Genomic DNA, 22,373 nt, shown 5'->3' on the forward strand with positions numbered 1-22,373 from the left:
GCGCTGACGGAGGGGCCATATCGCGATGTCGCGACCCCTCCACCACTCGCTTCGCGAGCGGTCCCCCTCCCCACGGCTTCGCCGCAGGGAGGATCGAATAATCAGTCGACCGCCTTGACGATGACGCTGGCGTTGGTGCCGCCGAAACCGAAGCTGTTGTTGAGCGCGGCCTTCACTTCGCGCTTCTTCGCCGTGTGCGGGACGAGGTCGACGCCGTCGGTGCCTTCATCGGGATTGTCGAGGTTGAGCGTCGGCGGAACGATCTGGTCGCGGATCGCGAGGATGCAGAAGATCGTCTCGACCGCGCCCGCGCCGCCGAGCAGGTGGCCGATCGCCGACTTGGTCGAGCTCATCGACACATTGGCGATTTCATTGCCGAACAGCCGCTTGACCGCGCCAAGTTCGATCGTGTCGGCCATCGTCGAGGTTCCGTGCGCGTTGATATAGTCGATGTCGGCGACGGTCATGCCCGCCTTTTTCAGCGCCATTTCCATCGAACGATACGCGCCCGAACCGTCGGGGTGCGGCGCGGTCACATGATAGGCATCGCCCGACAGTCCGTAGCCGACGACTTCGGCGTAAATCTTCGCGCCGCGCGCCTTGGCATGCTCATATTCCTCGAGCACGACGACACCCGCGCCCTCGCCCATCACAAAACCGTCGCGGTCCTTGTCATAGGGGCGGCTCGCCTGTTCGGGCCGGTCATTATAGCTCATGTTGAGCGCGCGCGCCTGCGCGAAGCCCGCGATGCCGATCGGGCAGATCGTCGCCTCGGCGCCGCCCGCGAGCATGATGTCGGCATCGTCGTCGCGGATCATCCGCGCGGCGTCGCCGATCGAATGCGCGCCGGTCGAGCAGGCGGTGACGACCGCGTGGTTCGGACCCTGCAGGCCGTATTTGATGCTGACCTGACCCGAGATCAGGTTGATCAAACGGCCGTGGACGAAGTGCGGCGAAACGCGGCCCGGACCCTTTTCGGCGAGCAGCAGGCTTTCGCTTTCGATGCCCGGCAGCCCGCCGATTCCCGAACCGATCGAGCAGCCGGCGCGCAGTTTCATTTCCTCGGACATGTCCTCAAGGCCCGCGTCCTCGATCGCCTGCCCCGCGGCGTCGATGCCATAGATGATGAAGGGATCGACCTGGCGCTGGACCTTGTGATCGACGCGCTTGCCGGGGTCGAAACCATATTCATGGTCAGGGCCCTTCACTTCGCACGCGATCGTGCATTTCTGGTCCGACGCATCGAAATGGGTGATCGTCCCGGCGCCCGATTTGCCCGCGAGCAGATTGGCCCATGTGGTTTCCACATCGGCGCCCAGCGGCGTCACCAAACCCAAACCCGTCACCACAACCCGGCGCATAGTCATTCCTTTCATCGGCCCCTGCCCCCGCAGGGCGCCGCGTCACGTTTGAAAACGCATATCCATAAAAAAAGCTTCCCGGCCACTGCGCGCGAACGCTCGGGACCGGGAAGCCGGAAACGCGTGGGCGGCGTCGCCGCCGCGTCCGGCTAGGCCGGACCGGGCCCGATCAGCCCTTGTTCGCTTCGATATAGTCGATCGCATCCTTGACGGTGGCGATCTTTTCCGCCGCATCGTCGGGGATTTCGACGCCGAATTCTTCTTCGAACGCCATCACCAGCTCGACGATGTCGAGGCTGTCGGCGCCCAGATCGTCGATGAAGCTCGCTTCTTCGGTGACCTTGTCGGCTTCGACGCCCAGATGTTCGACGACGATCTTTTTAACCTTTTCGGCCGAATCGCTCATGCACAGTTCCTTTTTTCTGACTATGTCGTGAATGTTGAAAATTGCCCTAGTGCCCGTGGGCGGGGCTGGCAAGAGGGCTGGCATCGGCCGTGCGGCGAAGCGCCGCGTCGACCAAGACTTCCTCTGCAGCGCTATATGCCGACCGTGTCCCTTTCTGCCCCTCCGGCACCTGCGTGACGAAATAGGCAATGCCATCGCCGCCTTCAAGGTCGAACCACAGGCCCGAGCGCAATCCATAGGCATCCCCCGAATGGCCGCGGCGCAGACGGCCGTCGCCGAACAGGTCGTCGCGGCAGGCGGGGTCGCGAAGCGCCGGGCCGCCGGTGCTGTGCATAGCTATGCCATATTCGCAGAAAAAGCCGCCCGTCCCCTCGCCGCTTGTGGGGCGGACGCGCGCCATCGCTTCGAGCCGGGCAAGGCTTTCGGGTTTCAGAAAGCCATCGCCGCGGCGCAGCAGCATGATGCCGATCCGCGCGAGGCCGTTCGCCGAGATGCGAACCCCGCCTTGCGGGCTGAACCCCGCGCCGTGGCGGGCGAGGCGATAAGTGCCGAGGTCGCAGCCGCCGTTCGCCGCCGGCACGACCGGACAGGCGGGTCGCGCGCCCTTCAGATCGTCGCGCACGACATTGCCGTCGGCATCGTGCAGCACGACGGCCCGCGCGACCGCGGCGTCGCTGCACGTCGGCCAGTTGAAGCAGGCATCGAGACCGAGCGGACGAAAAACGAGCCGCGTCATCGCCTGGTCGAACCGCTCGCCGGTTGCCCCCTCGATCGCGGCGGCAACGACCGGGTAGTTGAAATTGGCATAGGCGAAGTCGCCCCCCGGCGGACGCGCCTTGTCCCACGCGGCGGGACTGCGGAGCGCGGTTTCGAGATCGGCATCCAGCGGCAGTGCATAGTCGGTTTCGTCGTTGAGCCCGGACCGGTGCCCCAGCAACTGCGCCAGGCTGATCGGCCGGTCGGGATAAGCGGGATGGCGCAGCCGCCAGCCGAGATAGTCCGACACGTCGCGGTCGAGATCGAGCTTGCCCGCCTCGACCAGCCGCAGCACGCCGAGCGCGACGATCAGCTTGGAGACAGAAGCGACGCGCACCGGATCGTCGGGCGTGATCGCGCGGCCGCTCGCCCGGTCGGCCAGCCCCTGGGCGACGCGCGCCTCGACCTGTCCTTCGCGGTTGAAATGCACTGCCACGGCGGCGGGGGCGGGCGACGCGACCGAAGTCAGCAGGGCTAGAAGCGAGAGCATGGCGCCACTCTGCGCAGCACGCGGCGCAGCGTCAAGGCGCCGCCTTGGCCGCAACGACGCCCGAATCGCGAAGCGCGGCCGAGGCGCGCTGGATCACCACCGGGGTGATGATGAACCGGCCCAGCACCCGTTCGGGCGTCGCATCGGCGGGCTGGCGCGTATAGGCGAGCAGGCGCTGCCATTGCGCGCGGGCTTCCGCCACCTGGCCCTGCCGCGCCTGCACGATCGCGCGCACCATCATATATTGCGGCTCCATATTGCTCGGCGACGGCATCTGATCGAGGATCCGCCGCGCCTCATCTTGGTCACCGCGCTCCGACAGGGTGAAAGCGAGTGTGACCGCCGGAACGCCGGGATAGGAAGAATCGAGCTGGAGCGACCGCCGGAGCAACAGCTCGCCCTCGGGCCCCATCCCGCATGTCAGCTTGAACAGGCCGAGAAAGCCCGCCATGTCGGCATCATAGGGATTGAGCGCGATCGCGGCGTCGCCCATCGCATTGCCGGCCGCACAATTGCCCGTATAGAAATTGGCGCGCGCCATCGCGAACATGCCCGCCGACGAATTGGGGCTGCTTTCATACGAGCGCTGCGCCAGCGCCCGCGCTTCGGCAAACGCCTCGCGCCCCGCCGGCGTCATCCGCTGCGGCTGCCAGTCGCCATAGCGCACGAGCGACAGTGCGGTGAGCGTGACGGGATCGCGCGGGTTGGCCTTGAGGGTCGCGCGCAGGCAGGCGTCGACCTGTTTCACGTTCGCGGTATTGCGCATCTGGCGCACCCGGTTGAACTGCGCGAGGCACGGGAACCCGGGCGAGAAATTGTCGGGCTGGCGCTGAACCTGGTCGCGCACGATCACGCCATAATCCCCGGCAAGCTGCGCGATCAGCGGCTCGATGGCGGTAAATTCGGGCGTTTCATCCTGCGTCAGGCGCAGTTGTTGCGACCAGATGGCGCGCTGGTCCGCGACGCGGTTGAGAACGAGCGTGACGTCGGTGTTGCCCTCGACCGTGCGGACGAGCGATGTGTCGAGCCGATAGTCGCTTTTGCCGGTGACCGCACTGCCCGGCGCCTTCGAACTCAGGAGGTCGACGAGATCGAAGCGCCGCAGCCCGTCGCGCAGCTTTCCATCGAGCGCCCGGGCGAGCGCGCGCGATTGGGGCAGATTTCCCGCGGCCGGCGCGCTGACTTCGAGCAAGGGGACCGGCACCGGGTCGCCGACGAACAGCCGGTCGCCGCCGCGGAGCGTCCAGAGCGTGAAGAGCGCGAGCGCGAGGAGGATGAGGACGACGATCCAGCGACCAAAGTGGGCGCCGCGATCGGGCGCGCGCCGGACGACGCCGCCGCGCCCCGTCGTCCGCCCTGCGGCGCCTGCCGTCTTGACGTCATCATCGCCCGCCGGGTCGTCGGCCGACCGCGCCGAGGGGGGCGCCGCGCGATACTGGACGACGACTTCATAGCTGCCCTGCGGAACGCGCAACCGGTGGACCCAGGGCGTATCGGCATAATAGCGGTCGAGAAGGCTGCGCAGCCGCCCCACCATGACGCGCGGATAGCTGTCGACGGCGGGGTCGAAATCTTCGCTGCGGCCGAGCGCCTCGGTCGCGATGGCATAAGCCTTGGGCGAGCTGCGCCCGCCGCGAAGGCGGTGCTCGACAAGGAATTGCAGCAGCCGCGACAGCACTGGCGAGCGGGTGAACATCGGGGAATCGAGCAGGCGCTCGAGTTCTCCCGCGATGATCCGATCGACCTCGGCGGGGTCCTGTGTCTCGTTCGTTTTCGCCTGGTCCATGCTACCCTCAAATACCCCTGGCGGGCGGTGCGGGTGATACGCCAATCAACAAGCACGGCCACCCATTGTTACTTTGACGTAACGGTAACAAGGAAACCTTACGCCATATCAGAAGAAAAGCCGTGCGCCAATCTGCGAGGAAAAACGCGAAAACGGGTTAAGGATTGGTTATCAAATGGCAACATAACGGCATGTGACCCCTTGTAACTGCCACAGTTTCGAAACTGTGGCATCCTTTGGGCATCGCGGCATTCCTACGATGACGCGGTGTTGAGGCCAAAAGGCGAAAGGTGCGAGCTGGTCCCTGGCACCCTTCGATCCCCCTCAGGCCTCATTTCAAGACTTCGCCGGGCGGCCCGACAGCCCCACCTGTTCTGTCGCCCGGCAAGTCGACATCCCTCGCTCTCCGTTCAACGCGCCGTGCTGGCCACAGGCGCAGCGCGAGCGCCGCGACCATGACGGTGCCAAAGACCATACCGACAACCTGCTTGTCCGGATCGGCGCCAAAGGCACGCCCGGCGTAGCTCGCGGTAAAAATGAACCAGATATAATAGATTCCGAACCGGTGCAGGTGCCCCCACCATTGGCCCAGCCGCCGCTGCCACCCGTCGGTCGAGGTCAGCGCCATCAGATAGAGGATGACATAGGCGAGGCCGCCGCCGATGAGCGACTGCCAGGTCCGACCCGGCGCATAGACGATGACGTTAATGCCCAGCGCAACGAGGTGGATCGTGTGGGCGAGCGCGAAGCCCAGCCCCCATTGCCGCCGTCGGCGAAGCAGCGCGTGCGTTGTCGCGTCCGGCCAGCGGCGCACCAGCGTCGATGCGAGAAACGCGACGAGGAAGAGCGGCAGGCCGGCGCGGGCGGTCCATCGCGCTGCCAGCCCCGCGCGCTCGGCGGCATCGCCGCCCACCAGCAATCCCGCCGCGACCGCGAGCAGCCCGGCGGCGAGGCCGAGCCAGAGCGGGGTCCCGCGGCGGTCGAGCCAGCCGGTCAAATTCAGACGGCTTCGATGCGCAAGGCGCGAACGGACACAGGTGTCAGCTCGTCGGCGCCCAACGTCCCATAACCAAGCATATTTGCGACCCCATTTTTTTCTGCATATACGAAAGGGGCGCCGGTTTCCACCGACGCCCCATCATTTTTCGTCAAAAGATAGAGGGCTTAGGTCGTGGCCGGTGCCTTGCACGGCCCGGTGTGAACGCTGGTCATCTGCATGACCATTTCCATGTCGCCGCCGGTCGGGGCCTTGCCCTTGGTCGTGATGGTCACGTCGTTCTTCTTGGCTTCCATCGTGCCCGCCATCGCCATGTCGACCGTCTGGCCGTTCTGCGTGCAGGTGCCGGCAATGTCGATCTTGCCGCCCGCGACATCCTTCTTCGACCATTTGCATTCGCCGCCGTTGCCCGGGCCCTTCGCGAGTTCGGCCGCGATGTCTTCCTTGTCGACCTGCTCCTGCGTGAAGCACTGGTCCATGCCGCTGGCGCCTTCCATCATCTTCGTCATCTGGTCCTTCGCCTCGGGCGGCATGCCGGGCATTTCGAACTTCACCAGCTTGACGTCGGTCTTCCAGTTACCGGCTTCGCGCTTCACCGGACCGCTGGCGGCCGCATTCTCGCTCTTGCCGCAACCCGACACCGCGATGAGGGCGCCGATCGCGGCGACCGTCAGAAATTTCTTCATACCCTGTCTCCTGTGACTGTTCGTTCGGGGGTTCTGTTTTGATTCATTGCGATTGTGGACCCGCCCCATCGATACCATATTGGCAGCAATGGCAATTCAGATTCGTACATCGCTCGATGAAATCGACACGGCGGAGGGCTATGTCCCGCATCGCCCCGCGCGCCCCGACAAGGTCGAAGGCGGCAAACGATTTGAACTGGTTAGCGACTATGAACCCGCGGGCGACCAGCCGACCGCGATCAAGGAACTCGTCTCCACCGCGCTCGACGGCGAGCGCGACCAGGTGCTGCTCGGGGTCACCGGATCGGGCAAGACCTTCACGATGGCGAAGGTCATCGACGAATTGCAGCGCCCCGCGCTGATCCTCGCGCCGAACAAGATCCTCGCGGCGCAGCTCTATGGCGAGTTCAAAAGCTTCTTCCCGAACAATGCGGTCGAATATTTCGTCAGCTATTACGACTATTACCAGCCCGAAGCCTATGTGCCGCGGTCGGACACCTACATCGAGAAAGAGTCGAGCGTAAACGAGGCGATCGACCGCATGCGCCACTCGGCGACGCGCGCGCTGCTCGAACGCGACGACGTCATCATCGTCGCATCGGTGTCGTGTCTCTATGGCATCGGCTCGGTCGAGACCTATTCGGCGATGATCTTCGACCTCAAAAAGGGTCAGGTCGCCGACAATCGCGAAATCATCCGCAAGCTCGTCGCGCTGCAGTATAAGCGCAACGATCAGGCGTTCGCGCGCGGCAATTTCCGCGTGCGCGGCGACTCTCTCGAAATCTTCCCGTCGCACTATGAGGATATGGCGTGGCGCGTCAGCTTCTTCGGCGACGAGATCGAGGAGATCACCGAGTTCGACCCGCTGACCGGCAAGAAGATCGCGACCCTCAACTATGTCCGCGTCTTTGCCAACAGCCACTATGTGACCCCCGGCCCGACCCTGAAGCAAGCGAGCGAGGCGATCCGGCATGAGCTGACCGAGCGGCTGAAGGAGCTGGAAGCCGAGGGCCGGCTGCTCGAAGCCCAGCGGCTCGAACAGCGCACCAATTTCGACCTCGAAATGATCGCCGCGACGGGGAGCTGCGCGGGCATCGAAAATTACAGCCGCTTCCTGACCGGCCGCCTGCCCGGCGAACCGCCGCCGACCCTGTTCGAATATCTTCCCGACAACGCGCTGCTCTTTGTTGACGAGAGCCACCAGACGATCCCGCAGATCGGCGCGATGTCGAAGGGCGATCACCGCCGCAAGATCACCCTCGCCGAATATGGCTTCCGCCTGCCGAGCTGTATCGACAACCGGCCGCTGCGCTTCGCCGAATGGGACATGATGCGCCCGCAGACGGTCAGCGTATCGGCGACGCCGGGAACCTGGGAGATGGACCGCACGCAGGGCGTGTTCGCCGAACAGGTCATCCGCCCCACCGGCCTGATCGACCCGCCGGTCGAGATCAAGCCGGTCGAGGAGCAGGTCGACGATTTGATCGTCGAGGCGAAAAAGACCGCCGCCGCGGGCTATCGCACGCTCGTCACGACGCTGACCAAGCGCATGGCCGAAGACCTCACCGAATTCCTCCACGAAGCGGGTCTCAAGGTCCGCTACATGCACTCGGACGTCGAGACGCTCGAGCGCATCGAGATCATCCGTGATTTGAGACTCGGGGTGTTCGACGTGCTCATCGGCATCAACCTGCTCCGCGAAGGGCTCGATATTCCCGAGTGCGGGCTCGTCGCGATCCTCGACGCCGACAAGGAAGGCTTCCTGCGCAGCGAGACCAGCCTCGTCCAGACCATCGGCCGCGCCGCACGCAACGTCGACGGCCGCGTCATCCTCTACGCCGACCGCATCACCGGCAGCATGGAACGCGCGATGCGCGAAACCGATCGCCGCCGCGAAAAGCAGACCGAATATAATGTCGCGCACGGCATCACCCCGACGACGATCAAACGCAACATCGGCGACATCATCGCCCACGTCGCGTCGAAGGATCAGGTGACGATCGACATCGGCGAGGACAAGCCGACGCACATGGTCGGGCACAATCTGCGCGCCTATATCCAGGACCTCGAAAAGAAGATGCGCGATGCGGCGGCGGACCTTGAGTTCGAGGAAGCCGGGCGCCTGCGCGATGAAATCCGCAAGCTGGAGGCCGACGAGCTCGGCCTACCCGCCGACCAACAAGTCGCGCCGCGCGTCGGGCGGTCGAACGAGGGCAAGCCGGGCACCCGCAAGGGGCGGTTCGGGAAGCAGAGCAAGACCAAGTGGGGGCGATAGTCTTCGCTTCGACAAAACGTATACGTTTTCCGACAAGCGCTCTTGCCCCGCCTCTGGCCGCTGCTTAGGGTCCGCCCCGAAACCGGGGAGAGTCATCAATGAAAACAGGTCTGTCGCTTATTGTCCTGGCGCTTGCCGCCACCACGCCTGCCGCGCTTTACGCGCAGGACAAGCCCGCTGACGACAAGGCGAAGGCTGAAAAGCCCGCCGACTACGAACCGCAGGTCCGCACCACCAAGCTATCGGGCACCTTCGGCGGCCAGCGGATCAACTATGCCGCGACGATCGGCGAGACGATCATCAAGAACAAGGACGGCGTGCCCGAGGTGGCGGTCGTCACCACATCCTATGTCAAGGAACCGCGCGATCCGGGCCGGCCGATCACCTTCCTGTTCAACGGCGGCCCCGGATCGGGCACCGTCTGGCTGATGATGGGCGCATTCGGGCCGAAGCGCGTCGCGATCCCCGGCACCGGCGTCGACGATGGCGCCCCGCCCTACCCGATCGTCGACAATCCCGACGCGCTGCTCGACGTCACCGACGTCGTCTTCATCGATCCGCCGGGCACGGGCTTTTCGCACCTGATCGGCAAGGCCGACCCCAAGGATTATTACGGCGTCACGCAGGACGCAAAGCTCGTCGCCGAGGTGATCCGCCGCTGGCTGAACGACAATGGCCGCTGGAACAGCCCCAAATATCTCGGCGGCGAAAGCTATGGCACGACGCGCTCGGCGGCGGTCGCGAACCAGCTGATGAACGAGACCTACAACGACGTCGCGCTGAACGGCATCATCCTGATCTCGACGGTGCTCGATTTCGCGGCGGGCGCCGACACGCCGGGCAACGAGCTGTCGCCGATCACCAACCTGCCCTCGATGGCCGCGACCGCGCTCTATCATGGCAAGGCGACCGCGCCGTCGGTCGAGGGGTTCGTCGAGGAAGCGCGGCAATGGGCGATCGGGCCCTATGCGACCGCCTTGCTCAAGGGCCAGAAATTGCAGGGCGAGGAACGCGCCGCGATCCGCCGCGAGCTTTCGCGCTTCACCGGCCTCTCGGAAACCTATCTCGAAAACGCCGACCTGCGCGTTACGCCGAACCGCTTCTACAAGGAGTTGCTGCGCGACCGCGGGCTGACCGTCGGCCGCCTCGACAGCCGCTATACCGGCAAGGATTATGACAGCGCCGGCGAAGGCCCCGACAACGACCCGAGCTTCTATGGCATCGACGCGAGCTATACCGCCGCGATCAACAGCTGGAGCCGCGACGGGCTGGGGTTCAAGACCGACCGCGAATATCAGTCGATCGGCCGCATCGGCGGGCAATGGGATTGGCGGATCGGCGACCGCGACACCAATAGCTATCTGAATGTCGCGCCCTATATCGGGCAGGCGCTACGCGAAAATTCGGGGCTGAAAGTGCTCGTCGCACAGGGCTATTATGATTTCGCGACGCCCTTTTTCGCCGCCGAATATGCGCTGTCGCGCACCGGCATCCCGCAGGATCGCATCAGCTACACCTATTATGGCGCGGGCCACATGATGTATATTCGCGACGAGGACCGGCACAAATTGTCGGCCGATATCCGCGCCTTCATCCGGGGGCGCTGATACCGGAAGCCCGATTACTTCCTGCTTCGTCATCCCCGCGAAAGCGGGGACCCAGCGAGCCACCGTTGCTGCTGGGTTCCCGCTTTCGCGGGAATGACGAAAGTGCGGAACCTCCGCTCAGCGCAGCACGCCCCTTGCCGCTTGCGACCGTGCGTAAAGGAAGAGCGCGATCGCGATCACCCAGATCACTGCGGTGAAAATCATCGGGAAGGCGCCGAACATGCGCATCAGATCGCCATAATGCATGCCAAACTGATAGACGCTGCTGAGCGCCAGCCCGATCAGCGAGACGAGGAATGCCGTCACCGCGTGGCGGCTGCGCACGAGCAGCAGCAGCGACCCGAGCAGCGCCCCCCATACCCCGAGCGCCCAACCGATGTTCGCCCAGACGGGAAAGCTGGCGAAATAGGCCTGCTGTTCGGGTGTGAAGGCCGCGAGATATTCGGCGTTGCCCATTTTGGTCATCGTATAATCCATCGCGCCGAAGGCGTTCCAGATCAGCGACACCACCCCGACCACCCACAGGTGCCAGGGCGTTTTGCGCACTTCGGTCATCATAAGTCTCCCCCTCCAGAAAGTCAGGCGAAGCTATCATCCTTTGCCGTCGCCATCAACGTGGTGATATAGTCACGCAATACAGCAATGTTGCGGTCGAAATAGCCGATGTCGCGATAGGTGCGTGCCTGCATCACCGCGCCCTCCATCACCGTCAGCACGAATTCGCCGAGCGCCTTGCGATCGGCGCCCTTCGGCAGGCGATCGGCCGCTGCATTGAAGCAACCCGCGATCGCGGTGGACCAGCCCGTAAAATTCGCCGCCATCAGGTCGCGCACCACCGGGTCGGGCTCGTGGATCTCGAGCGCGAGGCTGCCGATCGGGCAGCCATAAGTGCAATCGGTAACGATCAGGTGCGTGCGATAGCCGGCGAGCAGCGCGAAAATCTTGTCGATCGGATCGTCGACCCCCTCCCAATTGGGGGCGAGCAGCATTTCGTCGATCCCGTCGCGATAGAGTTCGAGCACGCCGACGAGCACGTCCTGCTTGCCGGGAAAGAAATGATAGAGGCTGCCCGAATGGACCTGGCTGCGCGAAAGAATGTCGGCGACCGAGGTCGAGAGATAGCCCTTCTCCCAGAACAGCTCCATCGCTGTCATCAATATGCGCTGGCGGGTGTCGGCGGCGTTCAATGGCCTTCCCCTATCCGGCGCGATCATAGGCGCCGCGGAGCCAGCCCACCACATCGTCGCCCGCCTCTTCATCCGCGGCGATGCGCACGCGGTGCGAGACCATTGCATTCCAGCTGCCCGCGGTTTCGAGCTTTCCGACGGGTTCCTCGCCCTTGAGCGCGAGGCCAATATCGAAGCGGTCCTTGGTCGACGGCTGGAGCAGCGCGAACTGCTTCTTGCGGCGCAGGCTGACATAGCCCTTCTTCGGCGCCAGTTCGACATCGTCGCCAAACCCCTGCACGAGCGTGACCAGCCGGTCGTATAGCGGCCGCCAATGCGCCCTCGCCCCGTCGAACGCGGCCGCGACCAGCGCATCATCGTCCTGCGACAGCGACGACGACTCGTTGGCGGCATGGACGATCATATTGGCATAGCCGTGCCCGAGCCCATGTTCGGATTTCAGGTGGTTCACCAGCGCCATATGGCCGGCGATGCCGGTCGCGCGCGCCGCAGCGACCCATTCGTCCAGCCCCTTGCCCGTCTTGGCACGGAGGCTTTCGCCCATCTTCTCGAATTCGTCGGCCATCGCCGTTCTCCCTCGTCAAGATGAGTTGATTGAACATTCAACCAAGCGTTTTGTCAAGAGGCTTGGCAAGCGGGTGGCGAGGCCCGATATGCACTGGCATGTGCGTCGTCGCCCTTGCTCACAAAGCCCATCCCGACTGGCCCCTCATCCTCATCGGCAATCGCGACGAGCTCCACGCGCGCCCCGCCGCGCCGCTCGCCGAATGGGGCGACGGCAGCGGCATCGTCGCCGGCCGCGATCTGCAGGCCGGCGGCACATGGCTCGGGGTTCATCGCCCCAGCGGCGGCGCCGTGGTCGTCACCAATGTCCGCGGGGCGATGCCCGACCCCGCCAAGGAATCGCGCGGCGCGCTGGTGTCGGACATGCTGCGCGGCGAAGGGCGCTTCGCCGACCCCGCGGCCGGGGATCTGCCACGCTTCAACGCGTTCAACCTCTTCGCGGTGGGCGACGGCAAAACGCGGCTGCTCACCAACCGGCCGGTCCCGCTGATCATGCCGCTCGAGCCCGGCGTCCATGCGCTCGCTAACGAACCCGTCGACGCGCCCTGCCCGCGCGCCGAGCGGCTGCGCCTTGCGCTCGAAGCGACGGTCGCGGCCGGCGGCGATCCCGAAATCCTGCTCGACACGCTGATGGCCGAGGACGACCCCGCGCTGTTCCTGCGCGGCGACGTCTATGGCACTCGCGCCTCGACGCTCGTCGCGGTGTCGGCGGCGGGCGACGTCAGGATGATCGAGCGGCGATACGAAAAGGGCGGCCGTCCCGCTGGAACGACCGCCCTCGAATTTCGTATCGGCTGAGCCGGTCGCGCTTATTTCGGCGCGATCACCATCAGCATCTGGCGACCTTCGGTGCGCGGGTGCGCCTCGACCTTCGCGATTTCCGACGTCAGTTCGGCGACGCGCTGGAGCACGTTGAGACCGAGCTGGGTGTGGCTCATTTCGCGGCCGCGGAAGCGCATGGTCATCTTGACCTTGTCGCCTTCGCCAAGGAAATCGAAGACCTTCTTCATCTTCACGTCGAAATCATGATCGTCGATATTCGGACGCATCTTGATCTCTTTGATTTCCTGCGTCTTCTGGCTCTTGCGCGCGAGGTTCGCCTTCTTCTGCGCCTCATATTTGAACTTGCCGACGTCGAGGAACTTGCACACCGGCGGATCGGCGTTCGGGGATACTTCAACCAGGTCCAGCCCGACGGAAGCCGCCTGCTCAATCGCTTCGGCCGTCAGCATCACGCCCAGATTTTCGCCTTCCTCGTCGATCACGCGGACTTTGGGGGAGGCGATAAATTCATTGTAACGCGGGCCGTTTTTGGGCGGCATCGGTGCCATTGGGCGACGGGTCATGGGCGGTGGTATAGCTGTATCTCCTGGGTCGTTTAAAAAGGGCGTGCAGCATCGACGCAAAAACACGCGTGGTGGTCATATAGTGATCAAAGCGCCGTCGTAAAGGCCGCCGCGCTCACCTTATAACGCTTTTCGGGCCGACTGTGGCCAGTCTGCCACTGTCAGCCGGCGGCTACCATTTGGTCGGCGCGGGATCGACGACGCGGAAGCCGCCCGCGCCGATTTCGCTGACCTCGAGCGCGCGTTCGGCGATACCCCTGTTACTGAAACGGAAGATGCCGTCGATGCCGCCGAAACCGTCGGCGGCGAGCAGGCGGTTCGCGGGAAAATTGGTGCCCGGTTTCCAGTCGCGCGCGATGCGCACCGTCAGCAGCACCGAATCATAGCCGAGGCTGGCAAGCCGGTACGGCGTCTTGCCGAAGCGGGTACGATATTTGGTCGCGAGCTGGCCGTAGAGGCCGTCCGACACGCTGGCGAACCACGACCCCCGCATCACCGCGCTGCTGCCGAGTGCGGCGTCGGTGTTCCACAGTTCGGTGCCGAGGATCTGCTTGTTCCCCGTGGTCTTGATCACCGGCACCGCGCGAATGGCGTTGCCGCCGCTGTCGGCGATCAACACCGCGTCCATCGCGCCGGCGTTGGCGAGGCGCCGCGCCGCACCCGTCAGCGCGGTCGCGCTGCGGTCATAGCTTTCGACCGCGACGAGCGTGCCGCCCGCTTCGGCCACCGCGGCGCGGAACGCCGCCGCCGAACGGTCGCCATAGACATTCTTGGGCACCAGCGCGCCGAATCGCTGATGACCCTTCGACCGCGAGAAAGCGACGACGCGCTCGACCGACTGGCCGGGGACGAAGCCCATGATGAAGACGCCGTTGCCCGCAACGCTGCTGTCGTTCGAGAAGCTCAGCACCGGCACTTTCGCCGCGCGCGCGATCGGCGCCACCACGGTGACATCTTCGCTGAGCAGCGGGCCGAGGATCAGCTTGTTGCCGTCGGCGACCGCCTGCCGCGCCGCCGCGGCCGCGCCGAGCGCGGTATCATAGGTGGTGATGCGGACGCGTTCGGTGCGCGAATCGAGCAAAGCGAGCGTCGTCGCATTGGCGATCGCGGTGCCGACGTCAGCGTTCGGCCCCGTCTGCGGCACGAGCAATGCGACGCGGTGGCGATCGGTGTCGGTCGGCAGGCCGGGGCCAACATTGTCGTCGGGGTTGGTGGGCGGCGGCGGGGTCGCCGGGCCGTTCGACTTCGGCACCACCTGACACGCCGCGAGCAGACCCGCCATCGCCATCACGCCGAGCCCGCGCAACATTTGGCGGCGGGCCGGTGCTTTATTTTGGCGCTGGTCGGCAGTTTCTGCCATTTTCGGCGTCATGCCAGATTCGAACATCTCAGATTCTCCCTTGCCCGGTCTCTATATCGTCGCGACGCCCATCGGCAACCTTGGCGACATCAGCGCGCGCGCGGCGACGACACTCGCCTCCGCCGGCGTGATCGCCGCAGAGGATACGCGCGTGACCGCGAAATTGCTGTCGCATCTGGGTTTGCGTGTGCCGATGACCCCCTATCATGATCATAGCGACGAACGCACCCGCGCCGCGCTGGTTGCGCGTATGGAGAGCGAAATTGTCGTTTTGGTGTCGGATGCCGGAACCCCGCTGATTTCGGACCCCGGCTACAAGCTCGTTCGCGACGCGCGCGCGGCGGGGCGGCACGTCACCACCCTGCCCGGCCCGTGCGCCGCGATCGCCGCGATCACCCTGTCGGGCCTGCCGAGCGACCGCTTCCTCTTCGCGGGCTTCCTGCCGAACAAGGCGAAGGCGCGCGCCGACACGCTCGCCGAATTCGCGGGGCTGCGCGCGACTCTGGTTTTCTATGAAAGCGGGCCGCGGCTGTCGGCGTCGCTCGCCGCAATGGCCGAAGGACTCGGCAACCGCGAGGCGGCGGTCGCGCGCGAGATCAGCAAGATGTTCGAGCAATGCGTCACCGGCACGCTGACCGAGCTTTCCGCGCGCTATGCCGATGCGCCGCCGAAGGGCGAGATCGTCGTGATCGTCGGCCCGCCCGGCGAAGCCGTGGCCGAAGAAGCCGACGACGATACGCTCGACGCGGCGCTGCGCGAAGCGATGGCCGACAAGCCCGTCGCGCAGGCGGCGAAGGCGGTCGCCAAACGCTTCGGGCTCGACCGCCATGACGTCTATGCGCGCGCACTCACGCTGAAAGAGCAGGCTTGAACCGCGCCGCCGCCGAAGCACGCGGACGCAAGGCCGAGCGCCGCGCCGCCTGGTGGCTCCGCCTCCACGGCTGGCGCATCATCGGCGAACGGCTCCGCGTCCCCGTCGGCGAGGTCGACCTTGTCGCGCGGCGCGGCCGCACGATCGCCTTCATCGAGGTCAAATGGCGCGACCGCGCCGCCGACCTCGACCTTGCGATCGACCATTATCGCCTGCGCCGCGTCGCCGCCGCCGCCGAAATGCTGCGCCCGCGCTTCGCCGGCCCGCGCGACGACATCAGGATCGACGTGATGCTCCTTGCGCCAAGGCGCCTGCCACGCCATCTGGTCCACGTATGGCAGCCTTAGGGGTGCGGCAACAACGCTCCATTCTCGTCATCCCGGCGCAGGCCGGGATCTCGCCGGCGCGCTCTGTTGCAACGATGAGATCCCGGCCTGCGCCGGGATGACGATTCAGGTTGGGGGTGCTGTCTGATGGCGCACGCCTTGAGGAGAAGAAGATGACCCTGCGCGCCGCGGTACAAATGGACCCGATGGATGGAATCAACATCGGGGGCGACAGCAGTTTCGCGCTGATCCTGAAGGCGCTCGAACGCGGCTATGAGCTCTATCATTACGATGTACGCGGCCTGACATGGGAGGCCGGACGGCTGACGACGAAAGCGCACCGCATCCTCGAGGCGCAGCGCGAAGCCGGCGCGCATTACAAGTTCGGCGACGAAGTTCTGCTCGACCTCGGCCGCGACGTCGATGTCGTGCTGATGCGGCAGGACCCGCCCTTCGACCTCGGTTATCTCACCGGCACCTGGCTGCTCGAACGCATCGCGAACGAGACGCTCGTCGTGAACGACCCCGTCTCGGTCCGCAACGCCCCCGAGAAGGTGTTTGTGCTCGACTTCCCCGAGTTCATGCCGCCAACGATGGTGACACGCAGCCTCGACGCGGTGAAGGATTTCCAGGCGCGCCATGGCGCGGTGGTGATCAAGCCGCTCCACGGAAATGGCGGCAAGGCGGTGTTCCGCATCGACGCCGACGGCAGCAATTTGGGCGCGCTCGTCGAGCTGTTCGGACAGGTGTGGCCCGAACCCTTCATGGTCCAGCAATTCCTGCCGAGCGTGTCGAAAGGCGACAAGCGCATCGTGCTCGTCGATGGCGAGGTCGCGGGCGCGATCAACCGCAAGCCCGGCGAAGGCGAGTTCCGCTCCAACCTCGCGGTCGGCGGTTTTGCCGAGGCGACCGAACTGACCCCGCGCGAGCAGGAGATTTGCGACGTGCTCGGCCCGCAGCTCGGCGAACGCGGTCTCGTCTTCGTCGGCATCGACGTGATCGGCGGCGAATGGCTCACCGAAATCAACGTCACCTCGCCCACCGGGATCGTCGCGATCGACCGTTTCAACAACAGCGACACGGCGGGAATGATCTGGGACGCGATCGTCCGCCGGATCGGCTGAGCCGCCCGCGCGTTTCCCCGCCATGACCGACTTCATTCTCAATCTGATCCAGAACTGGGGCTATGTGGGGATCTTCATCCTCATGTTCCTCGAGAACGTGTTTCCGCCGATCCCGTCCGAAGTGATCATGGGGCTCGGCGGCATCGCAGTCGCCAAAGGCCATTTCGATTTCTGGACGCTCGTCGCGGTCGCGGTCGCGGGCACGACCGCGGGCAATTGGGTCTGGTACGGGATCGGGCGCTGGATCGGCTATGAACGGCTCAAACCCTTTATCGACCGCCACGGCCGCTGGCTGACGCTCGACTGGACCGAGGTCGAGCGGCTCCACAATTTCTTCCTGAAATATGGCCCCGCGATCATTTTCGTCGCGCGCTTCATGCCCGTTGCGCGGACGATGGTGTCGCTGCCCGCGGGCATGGTGAAGATGAACCAGGCGAAATTCCTGGCTTGGACCGCGGCCGGATCGACGATCTGGATCGCCGCGCTCGCGGGCGCGGGCAACTGGTTCGGGGGGAAGTTCGCGAACCTCGACGCCTTTGTTGGCCCCGTCGCGCTCGTCGCGATCGGTTCGCTCGTCGTCGTCTATATCTACCGCGTCATCACCTGGAAGCCGAAGCAGGCCGACTAAGCCCTGGGGTGCGCATTCCGGTAAATGTCGAGCAAATGCGCGGCATCGACCGCGGTATAGACCTGCGTCGAGGCAAGGCTCGCATGACCGAGCAATTCCTGCAGGCTGCGCAAATCGGCGCCACCCGCGAGCAGATGCGTCGCGAAGCTGTGACGCAGCGCGTGCGGCGTCGTGCGTTCGGGAAGACCCAATGCGCGCCGCGCCGACCGCACGCTCGCGCGAACAACGCCGGGCTGGAGCGGCCCGCCGCGCGCGCCAAGGAAGATCGGCGTTTCTTTGGCGATCGGATAAGGGCAAGCCGCAACGTAGCGCGACACCGCGCTCGCGACCGCGGGCAAGATCGGGACGATCCGTGTCTTGCCGCGTTTGCCCGTCACGCGCAGCGTCTCGCCGAGCGGCAATACCGCGCCTGTCAGCGACAGCGCTTCGCCGATGCGCAGCCCTGCGCCGTAGAGCAGCAACAGCAGCGCAAAATCGCGCGCACCGACCCAGCCCTCGCGGGCATTATCCTCGACATCCTGCGCCAGCGCGAGCGCTTCGGCGGGCGACACCGGCCGCGGCAGCCCCTTCTTGACGCGCGGCCCCCGCATCTGCGGCACGCTCGCGCCCGACCCGCCGACAAAGCGCAGAAAGCCGCGCAGCGCCGAAAGCTCGCGCGCCGCCGATGCATTGCCCAGCCCCTCGGCGCGGCGGTCGGCCAAATAAGCACGGAGGTCGTTCGGGGTCAGGGATTTCAGCATCCGTGCGTCAACCCCGCCGCCGCGGTGCCGCGACAGGAAGCCGCAAAAGCGCTCGGCGGTTGCGATATAGGCGCGGCGCGTATGCTCCGACCGGCGCTTCTCATGCGCCAGATGGGCATCCCAGTCGCGGATCAATTCTTGCGCCAAACCCGTCCCTCTCGTTCCGTTCGTGTCGAGCGAAGTCGAGACACCCATCGGCGTGGCGCAACGCGGATAGGCATCTCGACTTCGCTCATGCGAACGGTTTGTGGAGCTTAGCTTGTGCGAACCACCTCGGAAAGGATCGAGTCCAACAGGAGAATCCCGTCGTCGGTGACCATCAGCCGGTCGCCATCGTACGTCATCAGCCCCTGCTTCGCGAGCCGCGCCACCGCGCCGTCATCGACGAACGCCTCGCGCGCCAGCCCGCTGCGCGCCTCGATCCGCGCCAGATCGATGCCTTCGGTCAGCCGCAGCCCCATAAGCATCGCCTCGGTCGCGCGCTCGTGCGCCGGGAGGTCGCTTTCGACCTTGAGCCCATGGCCATTGCGCTCGACCGCCGTGACGAAATTCTCGGGCTTCTTGTGCCGCTCGGTCGCTTGGCCCAGCCTTCGGCCATGCGCCCCGGGGCCGACGCCCGCATAATCGGCGTAGCGCCAGTAGGCGAGATTGTGGCGGCTTTCCTGCCCTACCCGCGCGTGGTTCGACACCTCATAGCGAGGCAGCCCTGCAGCGCGCGTCATCGCCTGCGTCGCGTCGAACAGGTCGGCGGCGGTGTCGCCATCGGGAATGGTGAGGTCGCCCTTTGCCGCGAGCGTCGCAAAGCGCGTGCCGGGTTCGATGGTGAGCTGGTAGAGCGAAAGATGGTCGGTGCCGAAGGCGAGCGCGCCCGCCAGTTCGCTTTCCCACGCCGCCATCGACTGGCCGGGCCGCGCATAGATCAGGTCGAAGCTGACCCGCGCGAAATGCTCCTGCGCCGTCGCGATCGCGCGGCGCGCCTCATCCTCGCTGTGCGCGCGGCCCAGAAATTCAAGCACTTCGGAATCGAAGCTCTGAACCCCTATCGAAACGCGATTGACCCCCGCCGCGGCAAGGTCGGCGAAATTGGCGACTTCGACCGAATTGGGATTCGCCTCCAGCGTGATTTCGACGCCATCCGCGAGCCCCCACGCATCGCCAGCCGCCGCGATCACTGCCGCGACCGTGGCGGGCGGCATCAGGCTGGGCGTCCCTCCGCCAAAGAAGATCGACCCGATGGCGCGCCCCGGCAGCAACGCCGCCTCATGCCGCAGATCGGCGAGCAACGCGTCGCGCCACACCGCCTGATCGACGCTCTCGCGCACATGGCTGTTGAAGTCGCAATAGGGGCATTTCGACACGCAAAACGGCCAATGGACATAAAGGGCGAGCGGTTCGGCCATGCTGGCCCCCTACTCCCTTTCGTCATTCCGGCGAAAGCCGGAATCTCTCGCGGAGTTCCCCAGGGCCGATGGCGACCCCGGACCCGATCCGGGGTGACGAAGGAAGGTCAGAAGACTCCGGCCACCAGCTTCGCAAACGCATCGGCGCGGTGGCTGATCGCATGTTTTTCCGCCGGATCGATTTCGGCATAAGTCAGTGTGTTACCTTCCGGAACGAAGACCGGATCATAACCGAAACCGAGTTTCCCGCGCGGCGGCCAGGTCAGGCTGCCCTCAGCCCGGCCCTCGAACACTTCGGCATGGCCGTCGGGCCAGGCGAGCGCGAGGGTGCAGATGAAACGCGCGCTGCGGTCGACCGCTGGCCCCTGTTCGGCAAGCAGGCCTTCGACCTTGCCCATCGCCATATACCAGTCGCGGCCCGGATTGCCCTCGAACCATTGCCGCTCGGCCCAGTCGGCGGTGTAGACGCCGGGCCGGCCAGAGAGCGCCGCGACCTCGAGCCCGCTGTCGTCGGCGAGCGCGGGAAGTCCCGCTGCGGACGCGCTCGCATGCGCCTTCAGCAGCGCATTCTCGCGAAAGCTGGTCCCCGTCTCCTCGGGCTCGGGAAGCCCGAGGTCGCCCGCCGACACCGGTTCGATCCCGAACGGTTCGAGCAGCGCGCGAATCTCGCGCACCTTTCCTGCGTTGTGGCTGGCAATCACCAGTCTGCCGGGGGCGAGCCTGCGCGTCATCTCAGCGGCCCGTCGCCTTGTCCTGCGCCGCGAAAATCTCGCCGCAGCCGATGCGTGCGAGGCGGAGCAGGCGGAGCAGGCCTTCCTCGTCATAGGTCGCACCCTCGGCGCTTGCCTGCACTTCGACGATCTGGCCCTTGCCGGTCAGCACGAAATTGCCATCGGCCTCAGCGACCGAATCCTCGTCATAATCGAGGTCGAGCACCGGGGTGCCCTTGTAGATTCCGCACGAGATCGCGCCGACCTTGTCCTCGATCGGATCCTCGGCGATCGTCTTCGCCGCAAGCAGCTTGTCGACCGCAAAGCGCAGCGCGACCCACGCGCCCGAAATCGACGCGGTGCGCGTCCCGCCGTCGGCCTGGATGACGTCGCAGTCGATGATGATCTGGCGCTCGCCGAGCTTCTTCATATCGACGACGGCGCGCAAAGACCGCCCGATAAGCCGCTGGATTTCCTGCGTCCGCCCCGACTGCTTGCCCTTCGCCGCCTCGCGGCTGCCGCGCGTGTGCGTCGCGCGGGGCAGCATGCCATATTCGGCCGTCACCCAACCCGCGCCCTTGCCGCGCATCCACGACGGCACCTTTTCGTCGACACTGGCGGTCACCAGCACCTTGGTGTTGCCGAAGCTGACGAGGACGCTGCCCTCGGCGTGGATGGTGAATTCGGTTTCGATGACGATGGGACGCATCTGGTCGGGCGCGCGGCCGGAAGGGCGCATGAAATTTCCTTTCGATTGGTGATTGCGGTGGCCCTTAGGCCGCCGACCTCATTCGCTCAACCGCATCTTGAAGAAATCGAGGATTTCGTCGCGCGCCTGCACCGTCGGTTGGCCCGTCTCGTCGATCAGGTGCAGCGTCACCACGCTGTGCGGATTGTCGAACCGCGTATCGGGGTTCGCGGCGCTGTCGGAGAGCGTGCGCCCGACGAACCGGTCACCAAGCGCGGCTTCATACGCCGCGAAACGCGCCGCCTTGCAATATTTGTCGCCTTCGAAGCGATAGGCGAGCACGGTCAGGTCCTCGGCGTCCATCCGCGCTTTCACGGCCGCCAATTCGTCCGGGTGAATGTGCAGACCCGCCGGATCGTTCAGCGGCAGCGACGGCTGCGACAGCACCGGCGCAAGCACCGATGGTTCAAGCATCATCGACAGCGCGAAATTGCCGGTGAAGCACATGCCGATCGCACCGACGCCCTTGCCGCCGCATTCCTGATGCGCCTGCGCTGCGAGCGCGCGCAGCCACTGCGTCGCGGGCGAGCTTTCGTTGGCCTGAAAGGCACGGAACTGACGGCTGATACACGCGCGTCCCATGGTCAGAAGGAACTGCCCCGACGTCGGCACTGCGCCATCCTTGCCGAAAATATGCGGCATATAGACGGTGAAGCCCGCGTCGCGGACCCAGCGCGCAAAACGCGCGACATGCGGGCTGATTCCGGGCATTTCGGTCATCACGATGACGGCGGGACCGCTACCCATCGTATAGACACGATGTCTGCGGCCGAGCAGCGTGATGTCGCGATGGTCGAAATCGTCGAGCGGGTCGTCGCGGTCGAGTGGCGGTGTCGTCATGATTTTCTCTCCCACGGGGAGGCTAGTGACGATCTCACGCAACGGCAATCCTCCCTGTCGCGCAGCGATGGGGAGGTGGCAGCGCGGAGCGCTGACGGAGGGGCTTTGAAGCGACGTCGCCGCCCCTCCACCACGCCCTCCGGGCGCGGTCCCCCTCCCCACCGC

23 protein-coding genes are annotated in these 22,373 nt (G+C 65.4%); 7 read left to right on the forward strand and 16 right to left on the reverse strand.

Features of this window, described 5'->3' with window-relative positions; genetic code table 11:
• Positions 1-101: 101 nt before the first annotated feature.
• From fabF to ATE70_RS17235, 6 genes are all read right to left on the reverse strand, one after another.
• Entirely contained in the window at positions 102-1,361 is a 1,260-nt protein-coding gene (gene fabF / locus ATE70_RS17210) for a beta-ketoacyl-ACP synthase II (protein WP_058539067.1), read from the reverse strand.
• Between the two features lie 169 nt (positions 1,362-1,530).
• The gene (locus ATE70_RS17215; protein WP_003039428.1) at positions 1,531-1,767 is read right to left on the reverse strand and encodes an acyl carrier protein; all 237 of its coding nucleotides are present in this window, start codon (positions 1,765-1,767) and stop codon (positions 1,531-1,533) included.
• Between the two features lie 46 nt (positions 1,768-1,813).
• Positions 1,814-3,013 carry a serine hydrolase domain-containing protein gene (locus tag ATE70_RS17220; RefSeq protein WP_058539068.1) on the reverse strand — a complete coding sequence of 400 codons (1,200 nt, stop codon included), beginning with the start codon at positions 3,011-3,013 and terminating at the stop codon, positions 1,814-1,816.
• Between the two features lie 31 nt (positions 3,014-3,044).
• Positions 3,045-4,799: a tetratricopeptide repeat protein gene (locus ATE70_RS17225; RefSeq protein WP_058539069.1), complete on the reverse strand. Its 1,755-nt coding sequence runs from the start codon at positions 4,797-4,799 to the stop codon at positions 3,045-3,047.
• Between the two features lie 331 nt (positions 4,800-5,130).
• On the reverse strand, positions 5,131-5,796 hold the full coding sequence (locus ATE70_RS17230) for a hypothetical protein (protein WP_058539070.1): 666 nt from the start codon (positions 5,794-5,796) through the stop codon (positions 5,131-5,133).
• A 167-nt stretch (positions 5,797-5,963) separates the two neighbouring features.
• Entirely contained in the window at positions 5,964-6,482 is a 519-nt protein-coding gene (locus ATE70_RS17235) for a DUF3617 domain-containing protein (RefSeq protein ID WP_058539071.1), read from the reverse strand.
• An 88-nt stretch (positions 6,483-6,570) separates the two neighbouring features.
• On the opposite strand from ATE70_RS17235, the gene uvrB reads away from it, so the two are divergent.
• Positions 6,571-8,757 carry an excinuclease ABC subunit UvrB gene (gene uvrB, locus ATE70_RS17240; RefSeq protein ID WP_058539072.1) on the forward strand — a complete coding sequence of 729 codons (2,187 nt, stop codon included), beginning with the start codon at positions 6,571-6,573 and terminating at the stop codon, positions 8,755-8,757.
• A 98-nt stretch (positions 8,758-8,855) separates the two neighbouring features.
• Positions 8,856-10,364: a S10 family peptidase gene (locus ATE70_RS17245; RefSeq protein ID WP_058539073.1), complete on the forward strand. Its 1,509-nt coding sequence runs from the start codon at positions 8,856-8,858 to the stop codon at positions 10,362-10,364.
• Positions 10,365-10,481: 117 nt separating this feature from the next.
• On the opposite strand, the gene ATE70_RS17250 is transcribed toward ATE70_RS17245, so the two are convergent.
• From ATE70_RS17250 to ATE70_RS17260, 3 genes are read right to left on the reverse strand one after another with little or no spacing between them, the layout of a single operon-like run.
• Positions 10,482-10,922, reverse strand: coding sequence for a hypothetical protein (locus ATE70_RS17250; RefSeq protein ID WP_231732782.1), 441 nt, complete (start codon positions 10,920-10,922; stop codon positions 10,482-10,484).
• A gap of 20 nt (positions 10,923-10,942) precedes the next feature.
• A complete protein-coding gene (locus tag ATE70_RS17255) occupies positions 10,943-11,551 on the reverse strand; it encodes a TetR/AcrR family transcriptional regulator (RefSeq protein WP_058539074.1) in 609 nt (202 codons plus the stop codon).
• A gap of 10 nt (positions 11,552-11,561) precedes the next feature.
• Positions 11,562-12,116 (reverse strand): DUF4287 domain-containing protein, encoded by a 555-nt coding sequence (locus tag ATE70_RS17260; RefSeq protein WP_058539075.1) that lies wholly within the window; start codon positions 12,114-12,116, stop codon positions 11,562-11,564.
• Between the two features lie 98 nt (positions 12,117-12,214).
• On the opposite strand from ATE70_RS17260, the gene ATE70_RS17265 reads away from it, so the two are divergent.
• Positions 12,215-12,913, forward strand: coding sequence for an NRDE family protein (locus ATE70_RS17265; protein ID WP_058539076.1), 699 nt, complete (start codon positions 12,215-12,217; stop codon positions 12,911-12,913).
• 11 nt (positions 12,914-12,924) lie between these two features.
• Here the strand turns inward: ATE70_RS17265 and infC are convergent, their stop codons facing one another.
• Positions 12,925-13,461, reverse strand: a complete 537-nt coding sequence (gene infC / locus ATE70_RS17270) for a translation initiation factor IF-3 (RefSeq protein WP_037511353.1) — start codon at positions 13,459-13,461, stop codon at positions 12,925-12,927.
• 172 nt (positions 13,462-13,633) lie between these two features.
• A complete protein-coding gene (locus tag ATE70_RS17275) occupies positions 13,634-14,770 on the reverse strand; it encodes a penicillin-binding protein activator (RefSeq protein ID WP_082639961.1) in 1,137 nt (378 codons plus the stop codon).
• Between the two features lie 61 nt (positions 14,771-14,831).
• On the opposite strand from ATE70_RS17275, the gene rsmI reads away from it, so the two are divergent.
• From rsmI to ATE70_RS17295, 4 genes are all read left to right on the forward strand, one after another.
• Entirely contained in the window at positions 14,832-15,692 is an 861-nt protein-coding gene (rsmI, locus tag ATE70_RS17280) for a 16S rRNA (cytidine(1402)-2'-O)-methyltransferase (RefSeq protein ID WP_058539077.1), read from the forward strand.
• A complete protein-coding gene (locus tag ATE70_RS17285; RefSeq protein WP_058539078.1) occupies positions 15,689-16,039 on the forward strand; it encodes a YraN family protein in 351 nt (116 codons plus the stop codon). The genes rsmI and ATE70_RS17285 overlap by 4 nt, the downstream gene beginning before the upstream one ends.
• Before the next feature lie 152 nt (positions 16,040-16,191).
• Complete coding sequence (gshB, locus tag ATE70_RS17290; protein ID WP_058539079.1) at positions 16,192-17,142, forward strand: glutathione synthase; 951 nt, start codon at positions 16,192-16,194, stop codon at positions 17,140-17,142.
• Positions 17,143-17,164: 22 nt separating this feature from the next.
• Entirely contained in the window at positions 17,165-17,770 is a 606-nt protein-coding gene (locus ATE70_RS17295) for a DedA family protein (protein ID WP_058539080.1), read from the forward strand.
• Here the strand turns inward: ATE70_RS17295 and ATE70_RS17300 are convergent.
• From ATE70_RS17300 to ATE70_RS17320, 5 genes are all read right to left on the reverse strand, one after another.
• Positions 17,767-18,657, reverse strand: coding sequence for a tyrosine recombinase XerC (locus ATE70_RS17300; RefSeq protein WP_058539081.1), 891 nt, complete (start codon positions 18,655-18,657; stop codon positions 17,767-17,769). The genes ATE70_RS17295 and ATE70_RS17300 overlap by 4 nt on opposite strands.
• Positions 18,658-18,764: 107 nt before the next feature.
• Positions 18,765-19,910: a radical SAM family heme chaperone HemW gene (hemW, locus tag ATE70_RS17305; protein ID WP_058539082.1), complete on the reverse strand. Its 1,146-nt coding sequence runs from the start codon at positions 19,908-19,910 to the stop codon at positions 18,765-18,767.
• Between the two features lie 107 nt (positions 19,911-20,017).
• Entirely contained in the window at positions 20,018-20,641 is a 624-nt protein-coding gene (rdgB, locus tag ATE70_RS17310) for an RdgB/HAM1 family non-canonical purine NTP pyrophosphatase (protein ID WP_058539083.1), read from the reverse strand.
• Between the two features lies 1 nt (position 20,642).
• A complete protein-coding gene (gene rph / locus ATE70_RS17315) occupies positions 20,643-21,359 on the reverse strand; it encodes a ribonuclease PH (RefSeq protein ID WP_058539084.1) in 717 nt (238 codons plus the stop codon).
• Positions 21,360-21,407: 48 nt separating this feature from the next.
• Entirely contained in the window at positions 21,408-22,208 is an 801-nt protein-coding gene (locus ATE70_RS17320) for a dienelactone hydrolase family protein (protein ID WP_058539085.1), read from the reverse strand.
• Between the last annotated feature and the right edge of the window lie 165 nt (positions 22,209-22,373).

Source organism: Sphingopyxis sp. H053 (assembly GCF_001468225.1).
Taxonomy (GTDB): domain Bacteria; phylum Pseudomonadota; class Alphaproteobacteria; order Sphingomonadales; family Sphingomonadaceae; genus Sphingopyxis.